The organism is Sphingobacterium sp. UBA865 (genome assembly GCF_002295765.1).
Taxonomy (GTDB): domain Bacteria; phylum Bacteroidota; class Bacteroidia; order Sphingobacteriales; family Sphingobacteriaceae; genus Sphingobacterium; species Sphingobacterium multivorum.
Map to the genome: position 1 here is coordinate 21,533 of NZ_DBGB01000033.1, position 21,581 is coordinate 43,113.

A 21,581-nucleotide genomic window follows, 5' to 3' on the forward strand; every position below is an offset into this window, starting at 1 on the left:
TTATACGTACATCCCTTCCTATAGTTATTAAAACTAATACGGGAACCTTTACCTAATATATTGTCAATTCTTCTTCAGCATATCGATAGTGCGTATAGCGCGCCTTTTTGATAAAAGCGATTAATACCGATAGCATGGTTACTCGTCCAATAAACATCAAAAGAATTAATATGACTTTGCTTCCTTCCGCCAGATCACCTGTAACTCCCAAAGAAAGGCCAACGGTACTGTATGCCGAAAAACATTCAAATGCGATCTCTAACAAAGGCCGATTGCGCTCAAAAAATGAAATTGCGTATACTCCCATCCCTATAATTATAAGCGAGAGAAACATCGTAGCAAAAGCACGCTGAATTGAGATCCCTGCTATTTCGCGTCTAAATATTTCAGTTCGGTCTTTCCCTTTTGCCAAGCTGATCGCATTCAGTATGGCGAGCGCAAATGTACTCGTTTTTATCCCCCCGCCTGTGGAGTTTGGCGATGCTCCTATCCACATTAATAGCATAATAAACAAAATGCTTGAAAAATGCAGCTGTGCAAAATCAATACTGTTGAAGCCTGCCGTTCGCGGTGTTGTCGCCGTTGCGAAAGCTACTACCCATTTTCCTATACCACTATGATCAGCAAAAACATGATTATATTCGGAGATAAAGAGCACCAAAGTCGCAAACGCAGTGATACAAGACGTCGTGATCAGGTTGAGCTTGCTGTTAATGGTCATTACCCAAGGACGGTAATAATTTTCCTTCGTTGTCCATTTATGGAACAACCTATTTATCAAGTGTTTGATATATTTAAGTACATTTATAACAATTGGAAATCCTAAACCGCCAAATATATATATACTGGCTACCGCCAGTTGGAACCCATAATTATAATAAACCTGTTGATGCATCAGGCCATTTGACAACGTCGAAAAACCAGCGTTGCAGAACGAAGACACCGAATGAAATACAGCAATAAAAATGCGTTCGGCAGTACCTGCCCCGTTAAAACCATCCATAGTCCAAAAGATGACGGCAGCACCGACAGCTTCTATTCCGAATGTAATTGCGATCGTGCGCTTGAGTAAAGTAAATACTTCACCCAGTCGTTGCGTGTTCGAGAAATCCCGTATGGCAAGCTGATTTTCATAACTGCTTCCCCCTTTTAAAAAATAGGCGAAAAGACCAGCAAAAGATAGTATTCCTATTCCACCAGCTTGAATCAGCAATAAAATAAAAACTTGGCCCCAGCCAGTGAAATGGGTAGCTGTGTCAACAACAACAAGCCCTGTAACACAAACTGCACTCGTTGCAGTGAAAAGCGAATCAGTCCAGGAGATTGGTTTATTAAGGGCAATGGGAAGTTTCAACAACATAGTTCCCATAACAATCAATGCCAAGAAACTAAAGATGAACAATTGCGCCGGATTATAGAATCGTTTTTTGATCAAAATATTTTAAGGTATACCGGTAAAATTAAAAAAAATAAATTATCCGGCGCAAGCCGGAAACAATATAAAAATTTTCAATAGCAAAAATATTCCTTGTAGATGCGGCAAAGGACACATATAAATTATACGTATTAGATATTTAAAATACATAAACAAAATCTATTCGATATTTAAAGCAGCCTTGGCTGGTTTTCCCTACTTTTAGCCAGCCTACGAATTCAATGATACAACATGGACGTAATAATCAATAAAATTTATGATATCATCTGGAGTGATGCACTTGTCTACCTCTGTCTACTGACGGGCATCTACTTTACGGTACGATTTCGCTGCCCGCAGCTTATGCAGATAAGAGAAATGGTGCGATTGCTATTTAATGGAAGCAGTTCCGACAAAGGCATCTCTTCGTTTCAGGCCTTTTCGCTTGCTATTTCGGGGCGCGTTGGCACAGGCAATATCGCTGGCGTCGCTACAGCGATTGCTATGGGCGGCCCAGGAGCTATTTTTTGGATGTGGGTAATTGCGTTTTTAGGCAGTGCGTCGGCCATTGTCGAAGCTACCCTTGGTCAGATGTACAAGGAGGTAAACGATGGCGAATACCGGGGCGGACCTGCATTCTACATCCTGAAAGGGTTACGATCCAAGACTTTTGCCTGGACCTTTGCAATCGTGACGATCATCAGTACCGGATTTTTATTGCCCGGTGTGCAGAGCAACAGTATCAGCGCAGCGGTCGAGTCCGCTTTCCATGTGTCGCCGAGTATCACCGGATTGGCTATTGCCGGGCTACTGGCGATTATTATCATCGGTGGAGTAAAACGGATCAGCACCGTTGCCGAATATGTTGTACCGTTTATGGCGGGCGCCTATATTCTTATGGCTTTAGTTATTATTGCCCTCAACTTCACGGAGATCCCTGGCGTCATCGCCCTGATTGTAAAATCGGCTTTGAACATGGAAGCTACTTTCGGCGCTATCGCCGGCATGGCAATTTCGTGGGGTGTTAAACGGGGTATCTATAGCAACGAGGCCGGCCAAGGCACAGCACCACATGCAGCAGCCGCTGCAGAAGTATCCCATCCGATCAAGCAAGGCCTGGTCCAAGGATTTTCGGTGTATGTGGATACCATGTTTGTATGTACCGCCACGGCTTTAATGATTCTCTTTACCGGCCAATACAATGTTGAAAATCCAGCCGGAGGATTTCTCGTTCAACATCTTCCGGCAACGGAAATGGGACCAGCTTTCACCCAACAGGCCGTGTCACATCATTTCCCCAGCATTGGAGATGCTTTTGTCGCGCTGGCACTGGCCTTTTTTGCGTTCACGACTATTATGGCTTATTACTATATTGCCGAAACCAATATCAGCTTCGTTAGCCGAAAAAAACAACATAAAACCGTACTTATCTGGATTCTGCGACTGCTCATATTAGTATCTACCTATGTCGGATGTATCAGTACAGCAAAATCTGCCTGGACCCTGGGTGACATTGGTGTCGGTCTCATGGCTTGGCTCAACCTGATTGCAATACTCCTGCTTCACAAAAAAGTTGTCGCCATCTATGCAGACTATCGGGAGCAGCAGAGGTCCAAGAAAGATCCTATATTCGACAATTCCAAATTTCAATTTCCGAACATGGACCTATGGTCCAAAAAGAACACGCAACACGATGAGCCAATTGATTAATCTTACCGTATTCAAAAATTTTTTCAAGTCAAGTAACGCTGGCGGCATTTTATTATTTATCTGCGTCATTTTATCCCTCATCGTAGCCAATACCGCAGCTGGTCCTGGGCTGCAATCATTTTTGGATACACCCTTTGGTTTCGATTCTGACACCGTACATTTAAAATATAGCATACTGCTTTGGATCAATGATGGATTAATGGCTATCTTTTTTCTGCTCGTGGGACTGGAGATCAAGCGCGAGATCGTGGAAGGCGAACTCTCCTCGCCTAAACAAGCATCGCTCCCGATCCTTTGCGCTACTGGTGGCGCCATTGTACCGGCGATCATCTTTTTAAGCTTCAATTCAGGGCAGGCGACAGCAGGTGGCTGGGGTATACCCATGGCGACAGATATCGCCTTTGCATTGGCCGTAATCGGTATGCTAGGTAACCGGATTCCAGCAAGCTTAAAGGTATTTTTGGCCGCTTTGGCTATCGTGGACGATCTGATCGCCATTTTGGTGATTGCTTTTTTCTATTCTTCGGGCATTGAAACCACCTACTTACTGTATGCAGGTATCGGTATGGTTATTCTGTTTGTCATGAACCGCATGAATATACAAAACCCCTATCTGTATCTGATACCAGGTGTATTTATCTGGTATTTTATTCATCATTCGGGTATACATGCTACTATTGCTGGTGTGATGGTGGCGATGACTATCCCGACCAATGATACAGACCTTGAGTCGCCCTTAGAACGTCTGGAGCATGCGCTTGTCAAGCCTGTCAATTTTTTTATTATACCCTTATTTGCATTTGCCAATACCAATATCAGCATTGAAAGCGAGATGCTTACAGGATTGGTCGCTCCGATGGGCCTGGGTATTAGCCTTGGCTTATTACTGGGCAAGCCGTTGGGCATTTTAATCATGACTTTTGTCTGCTCTAAACTGGGGATTAGTAGTCTCCCGGAAGGAAGCTCATTTAAACATATCCTGGGTGTAGGCTTATTGGCTGGAATTGGCTTTACGATGTCTATATTTATTTCCATCCTGTCCTTCAGCGACGCGCTGCATATCAAAGAAGCGAAGTTATCGATTCTGCTGACCTCACTGCTGGCGGGAATTTTAGGTTATTTGGTATTGTCGGTGTTCGGCAAAAAAAGTCGTGTATAAGCCTATTTATGTAACAATACGTTAGTATTAATACCTACTATAAGACGATACAAATTATTTGCTTGCAATAATGACTATATTGGCGCACGCTACTTCATCTGTGCGTAAGTTAGTGTGCTGAATATTTCAAAAATGGCAAATTTTAAAAAGACTTTCTATAAAAAAATAGACCATATCAACCAATGGCGTATGAGAAAAGTTTCGAATCGGAACTTTATCATCATCTTGGCCTTTTTGGTCGGTATTGTTGGCGGGCTCATGGCATCCGTTTTAAAAAGACTGACTCATTTTATTGCGACAAGTATCCAGAACGATATTGACTGGAAATTAAAGTATTCTTTGTATCTGGTTTTTCCGTTGATCGGTATTCTGCTGAGTGTATTATTTGTCCGAAAATTTATCAAAGGCAAAAAGATAGAACATGGTATAACGCCGATTATTTATGCGATCAGCCGAAAAGGAAGCCGACTGGATCCCAGTAATATTTATTCACAGGTGGTGACTTCAGCGATCACTGTCGGATTTGGAGGTTCCTGTGGTTTGGAGGCTCCCGTTGCCTTGGGCGGATCTTCTATTGGTTCAAATATTGCGCGTTTTTTTGGATTACAATATAAAGAAGTGACCATGCTACTGGCCTGCGGTGCAGCTGCAGGTATTGCTGGTGCATTTAATAGTCCTTTGGCAGGAATGATCTTTGCCATTGAAATTCTGCTACCCGAATTTTCTATTCCTGTGTTTATTCCACTGCTAATTTCCTCTGCAATGGCGTCGGTGGTTTCGCGGCTGCTCTACAGTGAACCCCTATTTACGAACTTTAATTCCTACTGGCAGGTACCCGCCTTATTCTTCTACCTGCTAATGGCTGTACTGATAGGCTTATACACCGTATATTTTGCGCGCGTATCTGTTGTTGTCAACCAATGGTTTCGGAAAATCAAAAATCCTTATAACAAGGTATGGGTGAGCGGTATTGCGCTGGGACTGATGATCCTAATATTTCCTGCGCTATACGGCGAGGGCTATCTGACCATACAGCAAATTTTGAATGGACAGTTCAACGCAATTGTCAAAAATAGTTTATTCTCCGAATACCATAATATCGGCTTCGTTGTTTTTGGATATACGCTATTGACGCTCTTCGGAAAATCATTTGCCGCACTCTTTACTCTTAATGGAGGTGGCAATGGTGGCGTTTTTGGTCCAAGCTTGGTGATGGGAGGGCTCTTGGGGTTTGCATTTTCTTATGGCATCAATCTGACAGGGCTTGCAGAGCTGAACGTTCCTAATTTTGTTGTAGCTGGTATGGCCGGCGCCATGAGCGGCATTATGCATGCGCCTTTGACCGGTATGTTCCTTATTGCAGAGGTGACCGGTGGCTATACATTGATGGTCCCTTTGATGCTTGTCTGTTCGATATCTTACCTCATCAATAGAACAATGCTCAAGCATTCTATCTATACCAAGGTGCTCGCAGAATCAGGTGATTTGATCTCTTATGAAGATAAAGATCGTTCCGTATTAAGCATGATGCGTATCAAATACGTTTTGGAAACGAACTTTGTGATTTTGCGTCCTGATGAAACCCCTAAATCTAGACAGCACGATATTATTCATAGCAAAAGAAATATATTTCCCATTGTGAGCCATGATGGCAAATTCATCGGGCTGGTCAACAGCGAATATCTATTCTCGATTCTACTTGGTGAATTGGAAGGACTGGAAAGTACCTTTGAAAAACTCGCCCAGAAACCCAATGATATTGTGCTGATAAATGAAAATATGGAATCCGTGATGAACAAAATGAATAAAGAAGATACCTGGATCCTACCTGTGCTCGGACTTGAGAATAAGTATATGGGTTTTGTGTCAAAATCAAGTGTGTTTAATAAATATCGGGCATTGCTAATCCGCCAGGGGCATTATCTCGAATAGGAAACAATAAACATCCATTTAAGTTTAAAAATGGGAAGCACTATCCGTCAACTTTTAGCAACTCAACTATAGATTTCTATCGGTAACTGTATCGTATTGTCTGCTTCAGGTAAAAAAAGTACCATCATCCTAAAACGCTCTATCGATCTTTATGGAATTTCATAACTAGATATATCTTACCAATAACGAAGCAAAGAATCCCAATTTTTAAATTGATTAAAACCGATCTGGATCTTTACATCGTATATTAAAAAACAAGAATGGAGAAACGCTATGAAACAGGTATTTTTATTATTATTACTAGGATTAGGCTTATTTATGCTCAGCAAATTTGGTTTTTCACAGAAAACTAATGATTCCAAAACAATTAAAAAACAAGCTATGAACCCTAATGGTGAGAACGAGCAGGTTATTTATTTTGCAGGGGGATGTTTTTGGGGTACGGAGCATTTTCTTAAGCAGGTCCGCGGGGTGACCGCTACCGAAGTTGGTTATGCCAATGGCAATCTAAAAAACCCAAGCTATGAGCAGGTTTCCACAGGAAAAACAGGCTTTGCGGAGACTGTCAAAGTCACTTACGATCCACAAGTCGTTGACTTAAAGCTGCTCGTAGATTTATTCCTAAAGACTATCGACCCGACCTCGCTCAATAAGCAAGGAAACGATATCGGAACACAATATCGTACCGGTATTTACTATACAAATGATTCAGCAATTCCGGTTATCAAGGAAAGCCTTGCCGAACTGGCCAAAAAATATCCGGCAAAAATAGTTGTTGAACTGGAACCCTTACAAAATTACTACGACGCTGAGACATACCATCAAAAATATCTCGACAAAAATCCAGGTGGCTACTGCCATATTGATCCGGAATTATTCGAGATGGCTCGCAAAGCCAATCCTTCTCCCGCCAAAGATACAGTTGTGTTACCGACCTACAAAAGAAAGGACAAGAGCACACTTAAAAAAGAACTTACAGCACTACAATATGATGTAACACAAAATCAGGCAACCGAGCGTGCATTCGATAATGCATACAATGATGAGTTCAGAGATGGAATTTATGTAGATATTACTACCGGTGAACCGCTATTTGTCTCGACCGACAAGTTTGAATCAGGCTGTGGATGGCCCAGCTTTTCCAAACCGATCAATCCAGACTTAGTCGAAGAATTAACTGATAATTCTCATGGCATGCGCCGCACGGAAGTACGTAGCAAAACTGGCGACGCTCACCTAGGACATGTCTTTGATGACGGCCCTGCCGACAAAGGGGGGCTACGCTATTGCATCAATAGTGCCTCTCTCCAATTTGTGCCTAAAGAAGAAATGAAAGCCAAGGGTTATGAAAAATATTTGCCCTTGCTAGCCAAGAAGTAAATGGTATATTTTAAAAGGCTCTTAGCAAAAACTGATGCAAGTCTGCATCAGTTTTTTTGTGCGCTGCTACCCCGAACAGTACCGTATTCATACAGCTGTGTTTTTTAAATAAAATCATAAATCCCATTTTTCCATCCCAATATTTTGGCGGAATCCGCATGTAGCCAGTTTTTCAGCACTGTTGCATATACTTTTCGAAAATCTTCCGTATACTGGAGATCCCCCTCATTGAGCTGAGTCAGGTCAGGCAAGGCATTGAGCAGTCCCTGTCTTTTCAAGCCTCCGGATAGAAAGAAAAGCTGGTTGGCCGTACCATGGTCTGTGCCATTGCTGGCATTCTGGGCCACCCTGCGCCCAAACTCCGAAAAGGTCATGAGCATGACATGCTGAAAAAGACCATTTTTCTTGAGGTCGTCCACAAAAGCTTCCACGGCATCATTGATGGTGTGGAATAGGCTCTCCTGCCGCTGCTGCTGATTGATATGCGTATCAAAACTACCGACCTGCAGATAATATACCTGTGTATTGATATCTGATTTAATTAAGGAAGATACCGTCTTCAGATCCTTTCCAAGCACAGAATCAGGGTACGCTGCCGCGGTCTTACTGGCTTTACTCTGTTAAAAAATATAATCGGCATTGTTTATCGTATCACCCAGGGTCTGATACAGATAGGCTACTGTTTCCTCTTCATGCTGATGCTGATGTTCCTGATAGAGTGTATTAAAGTACTCTTCACGGCTGGTCTGATAAAGCTTTTTGGGGTCTTTAAACGCAAACGCTTTTTTCTTTTTTCCCTTGAGAGCAAGACTTAGCATATCATTCACTTCGAGCGCCTGCGTCGGATGATCGCAGTCGTAACAGGCTTGATCCAGGTAGCGGCCTATCCAGCCACTCTCCAGATACTCATCGCTACGGCTCGCACTATGCCATATATCCATGCTGCGGAAATGCGATTTATTGGGATCGGGATAACCGACATTGTTGAGTACAGCCAGTTCGCCACGATCATAAAGTGTCTTGAAAAAAGGCAAAGCCGGATGAATGCCCGCTTCATCCGTAAGGGCCATCGCATTATTGACCGCAATCGTCTGCCGTTCCCGAAAATAAATATCATTGCGTATCGGCACAATAGTATTCAGCCCATCATTGCCGCCACTAAGCTGCAAGATGACCAACACCTTATTTCCCCTTTCCAGTGCTTCGGGCGAGGACATGGCTTTTAAGAAATTGGGCAGCAGCAGCGATGCTGTTGCGAGTGTACCTGCTTTAAGAAATTGGCGTCTTTTGATAAACATGGTTTCCTATTTACGATTAACAAAGTTGAAATTCGGGGATGCTCATGACTTCAATAATAGTTCTACGCCGGCTTCCACCAGCGTAGCTATCGCGCAGTTTCTTACCAAACGAAGGCTGCTGCGACAGCAAGAGCTCAAAGGGATCCCGGTCGGCAAATACAGCCTCGACCCCAGCCCAGTCAATGGATATTTTGGGATTTTTGTAGGCCTTAGCCAGCGCCCGAGACTGCTTCAGCCCCATGTCGAGGTCGTCGTCATTCTGCGCATCAAGGTCCAGCGGGCGCAGGCCGGTCCATATCTGTGGAATCTGCATGCGTAGTAATAAGGTCGAGCTGTCGATCCAGGCTTTTCCCGACGGCCATCCCGCCACATTCGGCGGATACAAGAGCATCTGCCCCAGCAACTTTTGATAAACAATCAGGTTTTCAGGATTCGCTATTTCCATGGGTAACATGCGCATGATACCGGCCATGAGTTCTACCGGTTACTTTATTTTATTACCGACATTCTTGGAGTCGTAAAACCAGCCTGCTGTAAACATGCGGTCGAGCAATTGCTTGATATTGTATCCAGAATCGTAGAAATCTTTACTCAACGAAGCAATGATGCCACTATCTACGTGTTCGTTGACTAGAAAACGGTAGAGTTTTGCTGTGATAAAACGGGCCGTAGCGGGTTGATCCAGTATAATATCCAACACGGCATTACCGTCAAAATTCCCGGTTTTCCCCAAAAATGTTTTGCGGCCCGAGTCATGAAACTTTTTACGCTCCAGGAACTGGCCATCCTTATCATACGACCAACCCGTAAATGCGCGTGCAGCTTCCCTTACATCCGATTCGGTATAGTTACCAGGCCCCATGGTAAAGAGTTCCATCACTTCGCGGGCAAAGTTTTCATTGGGGTGATCTTTTTTATTCCGCTGGTTGTTGAGGAAATTGAGCATCGCCGGAGCTTTGGAAACGGCAAACAGCAAATCCCGAAAATTTCCGAGCGCATTTTTCCTGATTTCGTTGAGGATATGAGCGCTAAAATTGGAGTTGATAACCCGGCTAGCAAAATGGCCGTGCCAAAAAAAGGACATTTTCGCCCTGAGCTGATCTTCGCTATGCACCATTTCATTCAGAAAGTTGAGGTTGATTTCAATATTACGCTTTCGGTTGAGCTGCTGAACCTGCTTTTTTTCTGCGGCATTCAACTTGGAAAGTGCAGTATAGTCGAAATCGTTCTGCTCCATATTGAAACTGATCGGATGAAATTCACGTTTTTGGGCATATTGGTTCCAGAGGACTGCGGTAGACTGCTGGTCAAAAATGGGAATCTGCTGTAGGCTCATCCCAAATCCGGCACGATTTGCCAGGTGCATATTTTTTTTAAAGTCGGACATCATCCTGTTTACTTTTATACCTAAATAACGAATTATTTAGCTATGTTAGCTTACAGGAAGGTTCGATTTAACAAACATTAAGCTAAATTAACAAAGTGACTACCAGCCCGAAACTGCGACTTTAAGTTGGCCGCAATATGTTCTGCCCGCTTTTTTCATGAAAAGCCGATACATTTTTAAGTTTGGTCCGCTACATTACTTTCTCTACTAAATCATAGAGATCATCAAGTTCAAATGGCTTTGCCAGAAAAGCATCTGCTCCGCATTCGTCGGCTACTCTTGGCGCTCTAGCACTAGCAGACATCATGATAATGGGCATGTGGCTATATTTTTGCCCAGTTTTTAGCTCGCGCACAAGTTCATCACCGGTCAACCAGGGCATCATTAGGTCGATAATCAACAAGTCAGGTTGCACAATTTCAATGAGGGCGATCAGTTCTGTGCTTTTTGATGTGCTGATCACTTCAACGCTGTCACTTTCTAAGGCAATGGCTAATACATCTAAAATAAGAAGTTCATCATCGCAAATGACTATTTTCTTTTTCATTTTTTCGAATCTTTAATACGTTTATAGTTTCCTGAGATGTGCCTTCGTGGTTATACAATAACCGCGTAAACCATTATATAGCAGACTTTGCATCTTGTAAACAGTACACTATAGACAGCCGAGGTTCCACTATAGTTTTAATAAAGACGAATCAAAATCAGCAATAAGATTCATCCGTACTAATGCATCTTTTCTTCGCTGTGTACGCGTGTATTTTCTATTTTTAGTCTATATTTGTAGGATCAACAATTATTAACATTTCTTATTATACACATGAACACACGCGTCCTATTTTTATGGCTATTGCTAAGTTTACCTATCTTAAATTTCGCCCAAAACTGCAATTGTGAATCCAATTTTTTGTGGGTAAAAAAAACGTTTGAAGAGAATGATGCCGGTTTTCAATACATCATCAGCAAGAAAGGCCGGGATGCTTATGAATTGCACAATGCGCTATATCTAAAAAAAGTAAAACAATTGCCCAATAATCAGGAATGTGCTACATTGCTCAATCAATGGATCCGTTTCTTCCGTAATGGACATATCGGCGTAAATTATATTGGAAAAACAAAGAACGTCAAAAAGGCTACCGAACAACATAAACAGCCGATCGAAAAGGACCTGAATCCATTAAACGCCACAAAGCCATTTTTCGAAAAATTAAATGAAAACACGGTTTACCTCCGTATTCCTGATTTTGAAATATCCGAAAAGAAGGCGATTGACAGCCTTATATTGGCCAACCGAGCAACCATCTTATCGACCGAAAACTTTATTATTGACGTCAGAAATAATCCAGGTGGAAGTGATGCGAGTTATGGTAGCCTTATCCCCTTCTTATACACGCAACCGATCAGAACCGTAGGTGCATTATTTTATTCGACTGATTTAAATAATCAACGCATGTTGGAGCTGAGTCAAAACCCCGATTTTGACGAGGAGTCTAAAAAAACATTCAAAAACTACTACGAAAAATTGCAGGCCAATAAAGGTGAGTATGTTGATTTATTCAATAAAAAAGTAAACATAACCAAGCTGGATACCATTCAGCCCTACCCCAAAAACATAGGAATCGTTATCAATGAAAATAACGGGAGCACGACAGAGCAATTTCTATTGACTGCCATGCAAAGTAAAAAGGTAAAATTGTACGGTCGAACAACAAAAGGGATGCTTGATATTTCTAATGTAAATATCGTCACATCTCCTTGTGGCGATATTGAACTGTATTATGGATTATCTAAAAGTTACCGTATTCCGGACTTCCCTGTAGACGATATCGGATTACAACCAGACGTCTTTATTGATAAAACCATTGATCCTAAGAATTGGCTAAATTTTGTGCGCGACCACCTCAATGGAGAATAGAATTAAGATAAAAAGTTTAGTTACATATAATTTTTTTTGTGAGCTGCTTTACGATGGGTATTCCGATGCCTGAATCGCCAAATTTTAGCGCCGGATCCATAAAAGAAGGTACATTTGCGTTAAAATTGTCCGGACGTCGAACAGGTCATCAACTCAACTTGGCACATCCTGTTTCATATTTTTTTTGTATATTATCTCACTATGAAAATAGTAGACATCACAAAAGACACTTTAATCAGTGCTCAGAAAGAAGGATTTACCGTATTAATCACCAAATTTAATTCCGATCCGTTAAACCCAACCTGGATTGTCGACAAGGTTGAAAAAGACAAAATAGAAGCTAGCAAAAAGGCACTGAGCGAAAGCTACCAGCTATGCTATTCCCTTAAAGAAGCTATTCTAACGGTTGATAACCGCCCCTTCATCGGAAAGTTACAGCTAAGCCATTAATAGCGTTTGGTCAACGTATAATCCAATGCACAATCAGCAGCATGTATTGATTCATAAAGTAGGTGAGCTAATGCATAACAAAGAGGATTACTGTGAAACATGCGTAAGAATTATTAAAGCATGATATTTTTTTAACCTAGCGGACCAAACTATCCTTAAGTTTGGTCCGCTTCCTATTTCTGCTTTTCCAACTCATTCAATCACTTAGTGGCCTGAACCAACCTTAAATTCTAAAACTACGCTTACCTAACTTTCTCTACTAAATCATAGCGATCATCAAGTTCAAATGGCTCTGCCAGCAAAACATCAGCTCCGCATCGGCGGCAACTCTTTCTCCTCTAGCGCTTGCTGACATTGGCAGAAGAAAATAAAAAACTTTGTTTTTCAATAATTTATAACTACATTTGAATAATAATCAGGCTTCTGCCATTACTTCTTCTGACACTTTTGAGTTTACTCATTCTTCTCAGTCTTCGTTTTTCCAGCTGCTATTGTGTTATCAACATATAAAGTCAATTGCCTTTTTCAGATTGATAGTATCAATACGAAAAATTGCAAACTTCATTTTTTGTTGACAGATCGATTTATCCTTTACTAACGCGTATGGTTAAAGGAAAGGTATGCTGCAAAAGCGTTCTAATAAATACATAATTTAATACATATATACAATGCAACAAGGAACAGTAAAATTCTTTAATGACACCAAAGGTTTTGGTTTTATTACACCAACAGATGGCGGTCAAGATGTTTTCGTACACTCGTCAGGTTTAATCAATCATGTACGTGAAAACGATACTGTAACATTCGATCTAGAAAACGGTAAAAAGGGCATTAACGCAGTTAATGTGCGAATAGCATAATTAATTAAGTAGGAAGTTTAAAAACTTCTTTAAGTTAAGTTCAGCAGATAACATTCATGTTATCTGTTTTTTTTTGTTAAAAAATTAGCCAAAAACGACGACCTAACCCCCCTAATAGCCTACATTGCTATCAGCTCACTGATAGCCTTACTTTTGTTCTGTTTCTCCGAACTGAAAATTGCGCGTTCCCCTGTTTTTTGTATCCGCTTTTTTCCTATATTTACGCGATAAATTTCAATAGAAATGACGAAAAAGAAGGCTATAGTTATTCAAGATAATGAAGATATCTTGAATATCATGGATGAGGTCTTAGTAGATGAGGGTTTTGATGTGATTCCATCGCTTACGACTGAACCAATAGAAGAGCTTGCAGATATTGATCCCGACATTCTTATTGTGGATGACCATATTAAAGGAAGTAAAAAAGGATCCGAGGTGATCAAGGAACTCAAAGCTGATCCAGATACCGAAGAGCTTCCATCTGTCCTGACATCGACAGCCAGCGATATTGCAAAAACCGCCGCCGAATGTAAAGCCGACGACTTTATTGAAAAGCCATTTGATTTAGATCATATGGTCGATGTGGTTAAAAGAAATAGTTAAAACAGCATAAAATATACCTGACCTACGGAGCGCTATAAAAGGGACTATTCTTGAAACGCAAGTCACATTATACATGCCCGACAAAATAATCTCAAGAATATTTCTCTCCAGATCGCCAAGAAAAAGATCAGTGTTTTTACAGGAGTCTCCGGATCGGGCAAGTCGTCTTTGGTCTTTGAAATCATAGGTGCTGAAGCCCAAAGGCAGTTCAGCGAAACACAGGGCAGTTTTATCCGAAACCGGCTGCAGCACATCGGTGTTCCGGATGTGGACAAAATCGACAACCTGAATGTCCCTATTATTATCAATCAAAAAAGATTGGGCGGTAATGCACGCTCGACTGTAGGAACGGCTACCGACATATATGCTTCCTTGCGCCTGCTTTTCTCGCGCATGGGAACACCCTTTGTAGGCTATTCAAGCGCTTTTTCATTCAATAATCCTTTGGGCATGTGCAAGGCCTGTGAAGGCCTTGGCATTGTGCAGACCATTGATACGGATTCCCTTATCGACAAACAAAAATCGTTGAACGAAGGGGCTATCCGATTCCCGACCTTTCAACCGGGCGGCTGGCGCCTGACGCGCTACACCCAATCAGGCTATTTTGACAACGATAAAAACCTGCACGATTATACCCCGCAGGAATGGGAGCTCCTTTTGCATGCAGCCGAACACAAACCCAAACATCCTGATCCGGAATGGGGGAAAACGGTCCAATATGAGGGTATCATTCCCCGTATTGAAAAAGCATTCCTCAAAAAGCAGTCTAAGGAAATCATGAACCGAAAAGAGGCTTTAAATACCATTATCGTTACCAAAACTTGCCCCGTATGCAAGGGAAACCAGTTGAATGATACGATTCTGTCCTGTAAAATAGGGGGCAAAAACATTGCCGACTGTACGGCCCTTTCGATCGATGAGCTCTTGGCATTTGTTGCTTCTTTACCATCCAACGCTTTTGATGTTATTCTGACCGAACTGAAAAAGAAACTGCAGTATATCGTCAACATCGGCTTACAGTATTTGACCTTGGATAGAAGAACAGATACGCTGTCGGGCGGAGAAAGTCAGCGCATCAAAATGGTGCGAAACCTGGGGAGCAGCCTGACGGATTTACTCTATATTTTTGACGAGCCGAGCATCGGACTTCATCCAATGGATTTACAGAACATAGCCGCAATTATTAAACAGCTGCGTGATAAAGGCAATACCGTTTTACTTGATGAGCACGACCCCGATCTGATCCGCATAGCCGACCATGTAATCGATATGGGGCCAGAATCGGGAAAAAACGGCGGCGATATTGTCTATAACGGCACGGTTGCGGGACTAAAAACATCCACCGGAAAAACAGGCCTGTACTTTGCCAAACAGCCTCAAATTAATCATAAGCCACGATCGGCAAAGGGATACCTGGAAATCGAGCATGCCAATCTGCATAATCTGAAAGACGTCGATGTAAGCATTCTCCAAAAGGTGATGACCGTAGTTACCGGCGTGGCGGGTTCGGGCAAGAGTACGCTGATCAACAAAGTGCTGCCCAAATTTTATCCCGAAGCCACCATTATAGACCAGTCGTTATTTTCAACGGGTGCACGCTCCAATCTGTTGACCTACCTGGGCTTATCTGACGCGATACGTACCCTGTTTTCAAAAGCAAATCAGGTATCCGATAAGCTTTTTAGTCGAAATAGCCTCGGCGCCTGTGAAAACTGCAAAGGTATCGGTATCGAAAAAATTGATCTGGCCTTTATGGATGATATTGAACAGACCTGCGAGGTTTGCGGTGGCTCTGGCTTTAAGCCAGCGGTCTTAACATATCATTACCATGATAAAAATATTGTTGCGGTGATGGATATGACTGTAGCAGAAGCCTATGATTTTTTCCCGGACAAACTATACCGTCAGTCGTTTGATATGTTACTCCAACTCGGTCTGGGCTATTTGACTTTGGGGCAACGGTCAGACAGTTTTTCGGGTGAGGAAAGACAACGGCTCAAACTGACCAAAGAACTCAAGAACTCCAACAAGATTATCGTCCTCGATGAACCAAGCACAGGCTTACATCCAAATGATACCGAAAAGCTATTAAACTTTATCGATAACCTGGTGGACAATCACAATACGTTGATCGTTATCGAGCATAACCTTGATGTTATCGTCCAAGCGGACTGGATTATCGATATTGGGCCCGGAGCGGGCAAGTATGGCGGAAATGTGGTGTTTACAGGTACCGTTGCCGATTTGCTCAAAGATACTGTCTCGCTAACGGCAGCCTGTTTACGGCAACATATCCATTCTGCAGCCTCAATCGGCCGAAAGAAGTAACCCTCACATTGAAACTTAGGATAAGCGATTTAACGACGCTTGTTCTTGGGTTTTGAATCGTTGAAATCCACTATAAATTCAAACTGGATTCCCCTGATGTTCTAACTACGCTTTGTAACGTAAAAGTCCGCTATCCGCCATGCTCCAAGTTGGCATTTGCAATCAGTGCCAATTCAAGTTCGCCAATTTCCTGAATACTAACTCCAACGATGCGTTGTCGCCGTACAATCAATTACCACCGATAATCTAACTGCTCAAAAAACTGAGCGAGTAATACGTATCGTCCAAATTTCTTCAAAATAATAAGAAGGGCCAAATAATTTTGATCCTGCTTATTATTTAAACCTGTAATTGTACTATTTAAAACTGATCATTGGCTGATTAAAGTCCGATCTGTATTCCTAGATTTACGACACGTTGATTCTGATGCCTGGGTAAACAATCCAGAGATGGAAAGAACAAAAGCCAATTTGACTTGGCTTTCGGTCATGAGCTTCTGATCGTTCAATTGTTTGGCTATTGCGATATTGCGACCGATATAGGCGAGCGAAGAATCACAGTTTAAGGTTTGATATTCAAAAATTAGCTGATTTTGGATCTCATAGCGATCTTTGGCTGCTGAGTGATTTCTCAACCGATCTTTGATTGAATCAATCTGACGAATCTTGGTATCTAAATAAACTGTCCGATTATTTATAGCTTTATCCAAGACTTGCAGTAAGGAATCTATTTTGCTTGCCTGTAATGGTGTACAGTAAGCTATCGCAAAAATGCATAGAAGAATAAGTTGTTTCGCTTTCACTTGGTTATTATAATTGATCACCGTCACTCAAATATAGACAAAAATTTATTGGTAAAAACCCAAGCTTATATCGTTAACTTTATTTCTTTTCCTCATAAACTGCTGAATTTTGCCGCCGACCTGCCAGTAATAATGCAAAAAAATTCTTTTCTATCTGATCACGAACGCATTCCAAAATTGATAACAGTACAATATGTCGAAGCCTTACAAAAGTTAGGCGCACCCGTAGATACGCCTAAATTACATTCGTTCACCGCTTTCGTTTGCCTAACTTCGCCAATAATCTACTTGTAGCAAAACTGACCAAGGTGCCTAAAGCGGCTGTCAAGGCAGTCTGCAGCACATCACCCAGCGAGATACTGGCCCAGATGGAACATAGCGTACCACCTAGTGCTGAGATGCGAATATCATTCCATCGCATCAGCTTCGCTCCTTTCTGCATTTTGCTGGATTGCCTCGCCGTCAGACCGTCGATAAATCTCGTCTAGGTTGTTCTTTTCCTGCACATTGTCACGCGGTAGATCGATAGGATCCTCCTTTTCAGGCGAAGGTTCAGGAGGCGGCTTTTCCTCTTCCATAACTGTTTCCAAGATGCCCAGGCCCACAGCGATATATTTTAAAATGTTACCCGCCTTTCCGGGCCATTTAACGGGAGCCGCAAGAACCACTTGCAACACCTGTCCTATTTTGTTTAAGATTTTTTTCATACCTATTCGTTTTTAAAAACATTCCCTTCTTTATTCGAGCAATATAGGAGGACAAAGAATTGAAAGCCTGCTATTACTACCACCAATCTCTCCTAATACCAGCCTCGATAAATCTGCAGGTAAAGGAATAGAAAATATAGCGTTCTGACTGTCAAGCTTTGACGGGATCTGGCGTATATATGAATCACTGTCTGAGCGCAGCGAGTTTGATTCATATAGCCAGAGAACTAAAAAGATGACACCAAAGAATGCAATGATCTATTCCATACCTCCATTTATCGAATATTCAAATACACTTCATCCCCCATATCCCACAGGCTATACACTAGCGCTTTAAGTTTTGCTAAAGCTTTACCGCTGTAGTCCCCTCGACCTTCACCCGTTAAGGTGGTGACCGGTGCAATGCAGCCTTGCAGTTCTTTCAACGCATCGTTGGCTGCATGGATCAGGATCGCCTCTCGGCCCAGCACCATCGGGATGCCGATCTGCTCACCATGCTTGGGGTAACGCCGCTTTTCAAGTTTATACTGCCCAATAGGGATACAGCTGATCCGCGGAATATTATTTCTGTCGGGTAGCTCGATTGTATGACAGATTTCTTCACCCTGATACGTGATGGTGCCGTTGGTTCCCTGCGCTCCGTATTTACGTTGGAGCAACAGAATATGTTTTGTTTTCATAATGTTGAATAACCTAGATATTTTGACCTTGAATACTTTGCGCCCTTGCGATCTGACAGCAAGAGATAAAGATGGAATCCATCCGCACGAAATCCTTCAGGAATCGGCACCTTTACGCGCCCTTCCCGGCGTTGCCAAACCTGCTCATTGACGTAGGCATAGCCTTTCTCCACCTGGTAGGCGCAGAGTGTCAGCCGGTCATCCGGTTGCAAAAAACTGTAAAACATTACCTCATGCGTCAATTCAATGGAATCCGCATAACGAGTTATCCTGATGCCATATAGACCAGGCAAAGCCCCTTCACTGAGGCGCACCAAAGCAGGATCGACTACTGGTCCGTCCTCCTCCTGTCTGATGGCCACCTTAAGCAAATACCCAAGTGCCAATCCCCCTGCGAGACTGCTCTTTCTTTTGGCCATCTCGGAAAATCCGTTTTTGACCAATCCATTTAAGGGCGCCAAAAATGCCACCCCCGCTTTGAAGGCCGCACGTACCCGCTGCTGCCCGGGACTGATTGTCTTTTTTGCCATAATTAAGCGGTTAAAAAGGGACTGAGCCCGATCGGCTCAGCCCACAGTTCACTAAATAAGCTGTATCTCGCCTAGATACACACTTTTCGAAACCCGGGTTTTTGACCGATTGGACAAAAACATCCAGGTATGCACTGAACCTGTAGCTAGGTGATCGGGCACCAGAAAGGTCACCATCCCCGTCGATCGTGTGCTCGGTGCCGGCGTTGAAATAAACTCATCTTTTTCGGGATGATAAGCCAGCACATAAACCAAGTCATCCCCAAAGGTTTCGAATGTTTCACTTGCACCTGTTGACCAGGTAAAGATCAGTTCACCCGAGTCATAGGAGACTGCGACCGTACCGCCACCGTACAGGCCGCCATCTGAAATACTGATCTTCGCATAGTCAAGCGCGAAATTCGGGTAGATACCCGTAATCGCCATTTTTTGATTGAATTGAAATGCGGCATTCATCGGGGTCACTTTCTCGGTGTTTTTACCGCCAAATCCGATTTTCAGAAAGACATTGATCGGCAGCAGAAAACGCATCAGCGTCCTGAACTTTTCCTGCTGCATAAGCTGTGCTTCTGATGCGGGCTTCGTTCTTTTTTTATAAACCCCTTTGATGTAGTTGATGCTCTTCCAGCTGCTTCCAATTATAGAGCCGGCTTTACCCTTAAAGCCACCATTTGCTCCGTTTACAATAGTTCCCATGTGTTAAAATCAATCCTTTTTTATACCGGTATTCCTGATTGACATAACAAACATAAAACACTTTAAATCAACAACAAATACACAAAACACATTAGACCGACAGCTGACCGAAAGGCATCGGAAAACTGACCGATTACAGACCTTATTTGATTTCACTGCAGTTTTTTTTTCCACAAAATTGCCTACATTTGACTGCTAAATGATAGCAAATACAGCAGCAATTAACTTGGGATTTTATAGCATTCCATTAGCTGGATCGATAAAAAAGCATGGGCTCAAAAGAAGCAGCTACAGCAAGCCTCCACTGTGATGGAAGTAAAACATCTTTTCGAAACACTTCTGGTAGAACTAGAGGTTACTGCGGTCAAATAAAATCATTCACTCGATTACCTACAACTGGCTATTGATTACGGCCCAATGCCTACCTTCGATCGTATTTTCATCGGGATTTCATCGGGTACTGATCGGATTATCCCGATGAAATCCCGATGGCAACCCGATGAAAACAGCTGGAAAGGTAGAAGCTGAACAGGAGAAAGTTCGAAAAAGGTCGGGATGTGACTAAAAAACGTCTCCCCGTTAAGGGAGACGTCCGAAGAAAGTAATCGTATACAGGTAAAAATCGATTGATCGAGCAGGCTATAGGCCGCGGTAGCTCCTGCGCAACCGCTCCACATCCGTATCGCGATAATAGCGCTTGTTGCGCTCGCGCTTGGCGATGCAGATATAGCCATCCCGCTGCAGCCGATAGAGCGTTTCGGTAGAGATCCCGACATGCGATTTAACATATTCAGCATCACGAAGCAGTACATTTCCCGCATCCAGCTGCTCCCGTAGCTCGAGATAAGTTGCCAACTGACGCTTGACCGCTAACAGTTCCAGCAAGATCAATTCTTGGGCATAGGATTGCCCTGGGCTAATCGAAAGCCCTTTCAAACAGCGATTTTTACGCATACATATTTATTTAGGGTTTATAATAGACAGGTTATTCAATCGATTTTCCCATTCCAGCAATGTTCTTTCTACGCGATCGACTGATCGGAAGACTAATTTTTTCACCTTCGGCAAGCCATAACTTGCCACCATTGATATACTTAACAAATTTGAAGTTGACAATATAACCTCGGTGGATACGCACAAAATCGGCATGGGGCATATTTTCTTCAATCTCTTCCATGGTTATCCTGCAGATCAGCCGCTCATTACGAGTCACTATTTCTACATAATTGTCTATACTGTGAATATAGATGATATCTCGATATTTCAAGACCCTTTTACAACGAGAGTCTTTGACTTCGTACACGTAATATTCGCGCTGTACCGCCGGCGCGATCATGATTGGTGTCCCTAATCGTTTAAGGCATTTATTTAAAGCCAAGAATACAGCATCAAAAGTCACATTCTTTAACAGATAATCACAGGCGTCCAATTTGTAACTATCCAATGCAAATTCGGCATAAGCGGTGACAAAGACCAGTGCCGGTCTCATCGGCTGCGGCAAGATTTTGTAAAGCTCAAATCCCGAGATTTCGGGCATCTGTATATCCAGAAAAAGAATATCCACTTTATGGTGCATCAGATAGTTGAGCGCCTCCTTTCCATTCTCGAAAACTTTGACATCTTCAAAATCACCTATTTTGTGAATGTCTTTTAATTTTAAGATCTGTTCGACAACCTTGTTGGCATCCGATCTCTCGTCGTCGACTACAACAATACTATATTTAGGCATA

General features: G+C 42.5%; 21 protein-coding genes and 2 pseudogenes. 10 read left to right on the forward strand and 13 right to left on the reverse strand.

Going from position 1 to position 21,581, the window contains the following annotated elements:
• Positions 1-52: 52 nt before the first annotated feature.
• Entirely contained in the window at positions 53-1,435 is a 1,383-nt protein-coding gene (locus B2O97_RS18510) for a TrkH family potassium uptake protein (RefSeq protein WP_204991180.1), read from the reverse strand.
• Positions 1,436-1,666: 231 nt separating this feature from the next.
• On the opposite strand from B2O97_RS18510, the gene B2O97_RS18515 reads away from it, so the two are divergent.
• The 5 genes and pseudogenes from B2O97_RS18515 to msrB all read left to right on the forward strand — a co-directional run bounded on the left by B2O97_RS18515 (position 1,667) and on the right by msrB (position 7,595).
• The gene (locus B2O97_RS18515) at positions 1,667-3,124 is read left to right on the forward strand and encodes an alanine/glycine:cation symporter family protein (protein WP_286767867.1); all 1,458 of its coding nucleotides are present in this window, start codon (positions 1,667-1,669) and stop codon (positions 3,122-3,124) included.
• Entirely contained in the window at positions 3,108-4,283 is a 1,176-nt protein-coding gene (gene nhaA / locus B2O97_RS18520) for a Na+/H+ antiporter NhaA (protein WP_286767868.1), read from the forward strand. Before B2O97_RS18515 ends, nhaA begins: the two co-directional genes overlap by 17 nt.
• Positions 4,284-4,415: 132 nt before the next feature.
• Entirely contained in the window at positions 4,416-6,215 is a 1,800-nt protein-coding gene (locus B2O97_RS18525; protein WP_286767869.1) for a chloride channel protein, read from the forward strand.
• 381 nt (positions 6,216-6,596) lie between these two features.
• Positions 6,597-7,064: pseudogene (gene msrA, locus B2O97_RS25145) on the forward strand (peptide-methionine (S)-S-oxide reductase MsrA); the annotation flags it as partial.
• 33 nt (positions 7,065-7,097) lie between these two features.
• Positions 7,098-7,595, forward strand: coding sequence for a peptide-methionine (R)-S-oxide reductase MsrB (gene msrB / locus B2O97_RS25150; RefSeq protein ID WP_349675900.1), 498 nt, complete (start codon positions 7,098-7,100; stop codon positions 7,593-7,595).
• Positions 7,596-7,699: 104 nt separating this feature from the next.
• Here msrB and B2O97_RS18535 read toward each other — a convergent pair whose 3' ends face one another.
• The 4 genes and pseudogenes from B2O97_RS18535 to B2O97_RS18550 all read right to left on the reverse strand — a co-directional run bounded on the left by B2O97_RS18535 (position 7,700) and on the right by B2O97_RS18550 (position 10,827).
• A complete protein-coding gene (locus B2O97_RS18535; RefSeq protein WP_286767871.1) occupies positions 7,700-8,173 on the reverse strand; it encodes a DUF1501 domain-containing protein in 474 nt (157 codons plus the stop codon).
• 42 nt (positions 8,174-8,215) lie between these two features.
• Positions 8,216-8,893 (reverse strand): DUF1501 domain-containing protein, encoded by a 678-nt coding sequence (locus B2O97_RS18540; RefSeq protein WP_286767872.1) that lies wholly within the window; start codon positions 8,891-8,893, stop codon positions 8,216-8,218.
• A gap of 16 nt (positions 8,894-8,909) precedes the next feature.
• Positions 8,910-10,283 (reverse strand): annotated as a pseudogene (locus tag B2O97_RS18545) (DUF1800 domain-containing protein).
• 187 nt (positions 10,284-10,470) lie between these two features.
• On the reverse strand, positions 10,471-10,827 hold the full coding sequence (locus tag B2O97_RS18550) for a response regulator (protein WP_070566557.1): 357 nt from the start codon (positions 10,825-10,827) through the stop codon (positions 10,471-10,473).
• Positions 10,828-11,187: 360 nt separating this feature from the next.
• On the opposite strand from B2O97_RS18550, the gene B2O97_RS18555 reads away from it, so the two are divergent.
• The 5 genes from B2O97_RS18555 to B2O97_RS18575 all read left to right on the forward strand — a co-directional run bounded on the left by B2O97_RS18555 (position 11,188) and on the right by B2O97_RS18575 (position 16,436).
• Positions 11,188-12,195, forward strand: coding sequence for a S41 family peptidase (locus B2O97_RS18555; protein ID WP_286767873.1), 1,008 nt, complete (start codon positions 11,188-11,190; stop codon positions 12,193-12,195).
• A 201-nt stretch (positions 12,196-12,396) separates the two neighbouring features.
• Positions 12,397-12,645, forward strand: a complete 249-nt coding sequence (locus B2O97_RS18560) for a hypothetical protein (RefSeq protein WP_070566561.1) — start codon at positions 12,397-12,399, stop codon at positions 12,643-12,645.
• Positions 12,646-13,313: 668 nt separating this feature from the next.
• The gene (locus tag B2O97_RS18565; protein ID WP_070566563.1) at positions 13,314-13,505 is read left to right on the forward strand and encodes a cold-shock protein; all 192 of its coding nucleotides are present in this window, start codon (positions 13,314-13,316) and stop codon (positions 13,503-13,505) included.
• Between the two features lie 243 nt (positions 13,506-13,748).
• The gene (locus B2O97_RS18570) at positions 13,749-14,108 is read left to right on the forward strand and encodes a response regulator (RefSeq protein WP_115048386.1); all 360 of its coding nucleotides are present in this window, start codon (positions 13,749-13,751) and stop codon (positions 14,106-14,108) included.
• Positions 14,109-14,276: 168 nt separating this feature from the next.
• Entirely contained in the window at positions 14,277-16,436 is a 2,160-nt protein-coding gene (locus tag B2O97_RS18575; RefSeq protein ID WP_286767874.1) for an excinuclease ABC subunit UvrA, read from the forward strand.
• Positions 16,437-16,806: 370 nt separating this feature from the next.
• Here the strand turns inward: B2O97_RS18575 and B2O97_RS18580 are convergent, their stop codons facing one another.
• The 8 genes from B2O97_RS18580 to B2O97_RS18615 form a co-directional block, all read right to left on the reverse strand.
• Positions 16,807-17,259 (reverse strand): hypothetical protein, encoded by a 453-nt coding sequence (locus tag B2O97_RS18580; protein ID WP_286767875.1) that lies wholly within the window; start codon positions 17,257-17,259, stop codon positions 16,807-16,809.
• 229 nt (positions 17,260-17,488) lie between these two features.
• The gene (locus tag B2O97_RS18585; protein WP_201639283.1) at positions 17,489-17,659 is read right to left on the reverse strand and encodes a hypothetical protein; all 171 of its coding nucleotides are present in this window, start codon (positions 17,657-17,659) and stop codon (positions 17,489-17,491) included.
• The gene (locus tag B2O97_RS18590) at positions 17,646-17,945 is read right to left on the reverse strand and encodes a hypothetical protein (RefSeq protein WP_286767876.1); all 300 of its coding nucleotides are present in this window, start codon (positions 17,943-17,945) and stop codon (positions 17,646-17,648) included. Before B2O97_RS18590 ends, B2O97_RS18585 begins: the two co-directional genes overlap by 14 nt.
• 275 nt (positions 17,946-18,220) lie before the next feature.
• Entirely contained in the window at positions 18,221-18,625 is a 405-nt protein-coding gene (locus B2O97_RS18595; protein ID WP_286767877.1) for a DUF5675 family protein, read from the reverse strand.
• Positions 18,622-19,155, reverse strand: coding sequence for a DUF6266 family protein (locus tag B2O97_RS18600; RefSeq protein WP_286767878.1), 534 nt, complete (start codon positions 19,153-19,155; stop codon positions 18,622-18,624). The genes B2O97_RS18595 and B2O97_RS18600 overlap by 4 nt, the downstream gene beginning before the upstream one ends.
• A 51-nt stretch (positions 19,156-19,206) precedes the next feature.
• On the reverse strand, positions 19,207-19,851 hold the full coding sequence (locus B2O97_RS18605) for a DUF6266 family protein (RefSeq protein ID WP_286767879.1): 645 nt from the start codon (positions 19,849-19,851) through the stop codon (positions 19,207-19,209).
• A 639-nt stretch (positions 19,852-20,490) separates the two neighbouring features.
• Positions 20,491-20,805, reverse strand: a complete 315-nt coding sequence (locus tag B2O97_RS18610; RefSeq protein WP_070566596.1) for a MerR family transcriptional regulator — start codon at positions 20,803-20,805, stop codon at positions 20,491-20,493.
• Between the two features lie 31 nt (positions 20,806-20,836).
• Complete coding sequence (locus B2O97_RS18615) at positions 20,837-21,580, reverse strand: LytR/AlgR family response regulator transcription factor (protein WP_070566598.1); 744 nt, start codon at positions 21,578-21,580, stop codon at positions 20,837-20,839.
• Between the last annotated feature and the right edge of the window lies 1 nt (position 21,581).

What these genes read in the sequence shown, in the direction of transcription:
- B2O97_RS18515 (WP_286767867.1), top strand. Translation starts at nt 1,667, where the DNA reads ATGGACGTAATAATCAATAAAATTTATGATATCATCTGGAGTGATGCA.
- nhaA (WP_286767868.1), top strand. Translation starts at nt 3,108, where the DNA reads ATGAGCCAATTGATTAATCTTACCGTATTCAAAAATTTTTTCAAGTCA.
- B2O97_RS18525 (WP_286767869.1), top strand. Translation starts at nt 4,416, where the DNA reads ATGGCAAATTTTAAAAAGACTTTCTATAAAAAAATAGACCATATCAAC.
- msrB (WP_349675900.1), top strand. Translation starts at nt 7,098, where the DNA reads ATGGCTCGCAAAGCCAATCCTTCTCCCGCCAAAGATACAGTTGTGTTA.
- B2O97_RS18540 (WP_286767872.1), bottom strand. Translation starts at nt 8,893, where the DNA reads ATGTTTATCAAAAGACGCCAATTTCTTAAAGCAGGTACACTCGCAACA.
- B2O97_RS18550 (WP_070566557.1), bottom strand. Translation starts at nt 10,827, where the DNA reads ATGAAAAAGAAAATAGTCATTTGCGATGATGAACTTCTTATTTTAGAT.
- B2O97_RS18560 (WP_070566561.1), top strand. Translation starts at nt 12,397, where the DNA reads ATGAAAATAGTAGACATCACAAAAGACACTTTAATCAGTGCTCAGAAA.
- B2O97_RS18565 (WP_070566563.1), top strand. Translation starts at nt 13,314, where the DNA reads ATGCAACAAGGAACAGTAAAATTCTTTAATGACACCAAAGGTTTTGGT.
- B2O97_RS18570 (WP_115048386.1), top strand. Translation starts at nt 13,749, where the DNA reads ATGACGAAAAAGAAGGCTATAGTTATTCAAGATAATGAAGATATCTTG.
- B2O97_RS18585 (WP_201639283.1), bottom strand. Translation starts at nt 17,659, where the DNA reads ATGCGATGGAATGATATTCGCATCTCAGCACTAGGTGGTACGCTATGT.
- B2O97_RS18590 (WP_286767876.1), bottom strand. Translation starts at nt 17,945, where the DNA reads ATGAAAAAAATCTTAAACAAAATAGGACAGGTGTTGCAAGTGGTTCTT.
- B2O97_RS18595 (WP_286767877.1), bottom strand. Translation starts at nt 18,625, where the DNA reads ATGAAAACAAAACATATTCTGTTGCTCCAACGTAAATACGGAGCGCAG.
- B2O97_RS18600 (WP_286767878.1), bottom strand. Translation starts at nt 19,155, where the DNA reads ATGGCAAAAAAGACAATCAGTCCCGGGCAGCAGCGGGTACGTGCGGCC.
- B2O97_RS18605 (WP_286767879.1), bottom strand. Translation starts at nt 19,851, where the DNA reads ATGGGAACTATTGTAAACGGAGCAAATGGTGGCTTTAAGGGTAAAGCC.
- B2O97_RS18610 (WP_070566596.1), bottom strand. Translation starts at nt 20,805, where the DNA reads ATGCGTAAAAATCGCTGTTTGAAAGGGCTTTCGATTAGCCCAGGGCAA.
- B2O97_RS18615 (WP_070566598.1), bottom strand. Translation starts at nt 21,580, where the DNA reads ATGCCTAAATATAGTATTGTTGTAGTCGACGACGAGAGATCGGATGCC.